This is a genomic window from Vicinamibacteria bacterium (assembly GCA_035620555.1).
GTDB lineage: Bacteria > Acidobacteriota > Vicinamibacteria > Marinacidobacterales > SMYC01 > DASPGQ01.
Window position 1 is genome coordinate 1 of record DASPGQ010000479.1, and the last position, 5,667, is coordinate 5,667.

The following is a 5,667-nucleotide window of genomic DNA, read 5'->3' on the forward strand; positions in this document are numbered from 1 at the left end:
CAAAGGTTTTTCGAAGCGTTGCAGACGAACCAAATCTGGGTTTAGCCTCGTTGTGGGGCTGCTCGAGTGTACGGTCAGCCTTCGATAGCGACCGAGGCGTACAGGGCGAAGATCGCTGCCATCCGCGGGCGTACTCGGTAATGGGACCACGGGACCCCTCGCTCGTGACGCCAACGTCGACAACTGGTTCGGCAGGACTTTATTCGCCACCGCGCGTCGCGAGGCTCTTGCCATCAAGTGAAATAGGGGAGGACCTCCCGTCCGAGGAGATGGATGGCTTCGGCTTCGTCGGTGCCGTGAGGGGTCCCGAGCTCGAAGACGTCGACGCCGGCGTCGAATAGCTTCTCCATATGCCTTATCACGTCCTTCGGTGTGCCGAAGCAGCAATAGCGTGAGAGAGTTTCCGATGGGAGTGCGTCGGATGGCAGGCGCTCTCCGTCTCGCAGCGGATACGTGGGATCGAGCCGGGCGATTACCGGAAAGTAAGTCGCGAGGGTCTCGCGCGCGAGCTCCTCGGCCGCCCTTTTGTCGCGATCGATCACCGTCACGGCTCCGAAGATCAGCTTAACGTCACGACCGGCAGCGGCGAGACGCTTCTTGAAATCCGGGACGGCTGCCGGGTTGGCCAGGCCCCCCACTTTCAACATGTCCGCGATCTCGGCGGCGAGCCGAACGGTTTTCTCCCCCCAACCTCCGATCATCACCGGAAGCCGGCGGCCGGGGATGGGTCCCCGCAGATAGGCCCCTTCGCTGGCCCGAAAGCACTGCCCGACGAAGGGAGTGCGATCGCCCGTGAGCAGACGCTGGACGAGATCGATCATCTCGCGCATCGCGCGAATCGGACGTGGCTGGGGCACGCCGATGGGCTCGAAGAAGGCTCCCCGGCCGACTCCCAGAAACGCCCGGCCGTGGCTGATCTCGTCGAGCACCGCGAGATGGCCGGCGACGAGGACCGGATGGGTGAGGTAAGGGTTCACGACCGCGGGGCCGACGAGCGGTGTCTTCGTGCGCTCGGCGAACTGGAGCAGCGCCGGCCACGGAGGCTGATAGAAGAGGTCCTGGTAGACGCTGCAGGTCGCGAAACGGTAGCGAGCGACGACATCGGCGAGCTCGCGGTACTCGGCGATGGTCTTGTTGCTCTGGAAAGAGATGCCGAAGCGTGTCGTCGAAGCGTCCGTGACCGATGCCTCCGTTTGTGCCTGCGGGTGGTCCTGCGTTAGTTTCCCCGGAATGTTATCCCGAAATCGTTCGATCGCCTTATGCGCGTGGCTCGCCGCCGCCTTGCCAGCAACGGCGTCGCCGGAAACGCTCGTCCTTCGCGCCGGCCGCTACCTCGACGTCGGCGCCGGTCGCCTCGTTTCCCCGGCGGTTCTGGTCATCGAAGACGAGCGTATTCGAGCGATCAACCCCTCGGCGATACCGAGCGGCGTGACCTCGATCGACCTGGGTGACGCCACGCTGCTGCCCGGCCTGATCGACGTCCATACGCATCTCCTCTATGACATCGAAGGAGATTGGGTGAACCAGCCGGTGAAGGAGACCGCCGCCGATCTGGCCCTGCGGGGGGCCCGCAACGCGAGGCGAACCCTGATGGCCGGTTTCACGACCGTTCGCGATCTCGGCGCTAGCGGATTTGCCGACGTGGCATTGATGAGGGCCATCGAGCGAGGCTTCGTCGAAGGTCCGCGCATTCTTCCCGCGGGCCACGCGCTCTCGATCACTGGAGGACACTGCGACGTCACCGGCTTCGCTCCGGGGATCGTCGAAACCTCTCCTCATCGAGGCGTGGCCGACGGGGTCGACGAGGTCTTGAAGGCCGTTCGTTATCAGATCAAGCACGGCGCCAAGGTGATCAAGGTCTGCGCCACGGCTGGCGTTCTGTCGTTCGAGGGACCGGTGGGCGCCCTTCAGTACTCCCTCGAGGAGCTGCGCGCTGCCGCCGAGGAAACACACCGACATGGATTGAAGATCGCGGCCCACGCCCACGGCACCGAAGGAATCATCGCCGCGTCTCGGGCGGGCATCGACTCGATCGAGCACAACTCGATCATGACGGAAGAGGCCGCTCGAGTCATAGAAGAGAACGGGACGTTCGTGGTGCCGAACATCTACCTGAACGATGCCATCGATCTCGACGCCTTGCCCCCGGCGATTCGAGCCAAGGCAGAGTATCTGAAGCCGCTCGTCGGTGAAAGCTATCGCCGCGCGCTACAACTGGGTTTGAAGATCGCCTTCGGCACCGATGCCGGCGTATATCCGCACGGCGACAATGCCAAGGAGTTTGGCTATCAGGTCGAGCTCGGCCAGACGCCCATCGGGGCCATTCGGAGCGCCACCGTCGTTGCCAGCGAGCTCCTCGGGCTCGACGACCGCGGACGCATCGCCGAAGGCCTTCTCGCCGACATCATCGCCGTCGACGGCAATCCGCTCGAGGATGTTCGCGAGCTCGAGCGGGTGACGTTCGTCATGTTGGGCGGCAAGGTTTTCAAGCACGAGCGCTAGCAGCGTGATGAGCTCGCGGGCACATGCGAGCACCCGCCGCGGTCACGGTTCCACGACGGCTCGCTCGATGTAGTCGAGTCCCGGGAAGTTCTTCTTCAAATACTCGTTGCCGCCTTCGAACAGTGGCCCCTGAAGACCCGAGCGGATGCCGCTTCCCGCGGTCTCACCGTACTCGGGGTTCAGTGCGTCGGCGACGTCCATTCCCTCGACGACGCGGCCGATGGGAACGAAAGGCTCGCGGTCGTGGGTCTCGCGATTGTCGCGCAGATTGATGAAGACCTGAGTCGTGCGTCCGTTCGGCACCGCGAAAGCAAAGGCAACCGTGCCGCGGACGTTCTCGGCGCGACGCGGCTCGTCGGGAATCGTCTGCTCGCGCCAGAGCTTCGCGATCTCGGGTTCGCCGTTGATACCGAATTGCGCCCACCGACCCAAGGTGACGCGATGGAAACGCACCTCGTCGTAATAGCCGTGGCGGACGAGGTTGTAAAAGCGGTCCACCCCGATGGGCGCCCAATCGCGGTGCATCTCGATGAGGATGTCCCCCTCCGTCGTCTCGAGGCGAACGTGGAACGATTCGGGCGCTTTCTGGTTCATCTCGGTGGAGTCGGGGTGGAACAGGGGAGAATCTCCACCCTTCTGTGGGGCAGAGGCGAACCCGAGCGTCAAAGCGACGGCGAATAGGAGCAGATCCATCGGCGTATGATGGCACAGGCTTCGGGTCCGCCGTCAAACACGGCTCGCGAACAATACCACGGGGTCGACACGGGCCGCTTTGCGTGCCGGCAAGTAGCAGGCGACGCCGGCCAGAGCCAAGAGAACGCCAACGCCGACGGCGTAGGCGACGGGATCGGTTACCGAGATCTCGACCAACAGGCTTTCGACGTAGCGGCTGAGGGCGAAAGACGTGAAGACACCCATCAGCGCTCCCCAGCCGACGAGGCGAATACCCTGCACCATCACGTGCCGGACGATGTCCGGGGCACGGGCACCGACGGCGATGCGAATTCCGATCTCGAAGGCCCGGGCAGCCACCAGCTGGGCCAGAAGCCCGTACACTCCGAGAGCGGCCAGAGCGATGGCCACGGCACCGAATGCGGATAATAGTGTCGCTCCGAGCTTCGAGAGAGCGAGCTCGTTCGAGACCACGTCGGACATGGACAGGATTCCGTGACCCGGCACGCCGGGATCGAGCGCCCGCAACTCGCGCCGCACCGCCGCGAGGGCGGTGTCGAAGGACGGCTCGTTGAGGGCCAGCACCACTCCGAGCTCGCGCCGAGGCATCTGGGCGAGGGGAAAGAACACGTCGGGGTCGTCGGGGTTAGCGACCGGATCCAGTACGAGGTTGCGATATCGGATGTCACCCACGACACCGACGACGGTGCGCCAAGGGTTTTCACTCCCCCCGGTGCCCACACGCTTTCCGATCGGATTCTCGCGGGGCCAGGTTTTGTCTGCCATGCGCTGAGTCACGATTGCGACCGGTGGAGTCCCCTCGCGGTCTTGCCACGAGAAGTCTCTTCCGAGCAGCAAGGGGATGCCCAACGTGGAGAAGAACTGTGGGCTCACCTCGTGGTGGTACACGCGAAGCCTCTCGTCAGGATCGGAAGCGACCCGTTCCTCGATCCTGAGGCCGAGCGCGCTATACCCGTCCACAAGGGGCACGTCGGTCGAAAGAGCCACCGAGCGCACGCCGGCGATGGAGCCGATTCGCGAATGAAGCCCCCGCGCGAAAACGGCGGCGCGCTCGCCGTCGTAGCGAGTCGCGGGAAGATCGACCCGGAACGCGAGAACATCTTTCGCAGAAAAGCCGGGATCGATGTGGAGCGCTTTCTCGAGGTTTCTCAACACAAGCGCCGAAGCGATGCTCAGCGACAAGGCCACGCCTATCTGAGTCGCGACGAGAAGGCGGTGCCCACGACCCCAGCGCGCGGTCGCTCGTGCGTGTAAAGTGTTTGCCCGCGTGGCTCTCGCCGTCGCTGCCGCCAAAGCACCGCCGAAAACCAATGCGGTGAGCAGGGTCATCGCCGCGGTGAATCCTATCGTCTTCGCGCCCAGGCGGAGTGTGATGTAGCTGGGTAGCTCCTCGAACAGTGAAACGCCTGACAGAACGTCCTCGGCCCACAGAGCGAACAGCAGCCCCGCGGCTCCCCCTAGGGCCGCGAGAACGAGACTCTCGGTGAGGAGCTGACGGGTGATCTGGCCACGAGACGCCCCGACCGCTAGCCTCAACTCCATCTCGCGGCGGCGGTCGGCGGCGCGGGCGATTAGGAGGCTTGCGAGGTTCGCGCAGGCAACGAGTAGGACGAGCACCACGGCGAGCATCAGCGCCGAGGCGGTGTTCTGGACGTCGCCCAGGAGCTGCTTTTCGACAGGGAGGGCGAGAACGCCGCGGCGGTTCATCACATCGGGAAACTCGTCGCGTAATCGCGAAGTCTCCTGCCGCATGAACTGGTCGAGCTTCGCGGGCGAAGTGTCCACCCGGAGTCGGCCGATCACGTTGAGCCAACGGACGCCGCGGTTTTCGAACCAGGCGGCCCCCAGGCCCGGATCAAACAGCGCGGCCGATTCGAGGGGCACCCACAGGGCCACACCCCCGCCGATACCCTCCCCGGCGACGATTCCGATGATGGTAGAGGAGACCTCATTGATGGCGATCTCGCTTCCTACGATCTCGGGGTCGGCTCCGAACCGCCGCCGCCACAACGCCTCGCTCACGACCGCCGTGCCGTGTCGAACGTCCAGGCGATCTTCCTCTTCCGTAAAGAGCCGGCCTCGGCTCGGCGACAGCCCCAGTAACCGAAAGTAGCTGGGGGACACCATCTCCGCGACGATGCGCTCCGGCTCGTCCTCGCCCGTCAGGTTTACCGAGACTCGGTAAACTCCGGCGACATCCTCCAGCACCGTGCCTTCCCGTCTCAGATCCTCCAGCACGGGGAAGGAGAGGGAGCGAAGCTCTAGCAGGTCTCGCTCCGCGGTCTCCCAGATCTGAACGAGCCGATCCGGATCGGGAAACGGCAGCGGACGAAGAGCGACCGCGTCAACGAAACTGAACATGGCGGCGTTCGCCCCGATCCCGATTCCGAGCGTGAGCGCGGCGACGAGCGCGAATCCGGGATGCTTTCCGAGTCCCCGCAGAGTGAGGCGAACATCCATGAGATCGGAAGA

At 64.5% G+C, this 5,667-nt stretch carries 4 protein-coding genes; 1 reads left to right on the plus strand and 3 read right to left on the minus strand.

The window, feature by feature from the left end; translation table 11 throughout:
- Positions 1 to 233: 233 nt before the first annotated feature.
- A complete protein-coding gene (locus VEK15_19345; protein ID HXV62863.1) occupies positions 234 to 1,253 on the minus strand; it encodes an LLM class flavin-dependent oxidoreductase in 1,020 nt (339 codons plus the stop codon).
- Positions 1,254 to 1,281: 28 nt separating this feature from the next.
- Here VEK15_19345 and VEK15_19350 point away from each other — a divergent pair, with 28 nt between their 5' ends.
- Positions 1,282 to 2,502: an amidohydrolase family protein gene (locus VEK15_19350; GenBank protein ID HXV62864.1), complete on the plus strand. Its 1,221-nt coding sequence runs from the start codon at positions 1,282 to 1,284 to the stop codon at positions 2,500 to 2,502.
- Between the two features lie 42 nt (positions 2,503 to 2,544).
- On the opposite strand, the gene VEK15_19355 is transcribed toward VEK15_19350, so the two are convergent.
- Positions 2,545 to 3,195: a peptidylprolyl isomerase gene (locus VEK15_19355; protein HXV62865.1), complete on the minus strand. Its 651-nt coding sequence runs from the start codon at positions 3,193 to 3,195 to the stop codon at positions 2,545 to 2,547.
- A gap of 33 nt (positions 3,196 to 3,228) precedes the next feature.
- Positions 3,229 to 5,667, minus strand: a 2,439-nt coding sequence (locus tag VEK15_19360) for an ABC transporter permease (protein ID HXV62866.1), incomplete at its 5' end; no start/stop codon positions are given.

What these genes read in the sequence shown, in the direction of transcription:
- VEK15_19355 (HXV62865.1), bottom strand. Translation starts at nt 3,195, where the DNA reads ATGGATCTGCTCCTATTCGCCGTCGCTTTGACGCTCGGGTTCGCCTCT.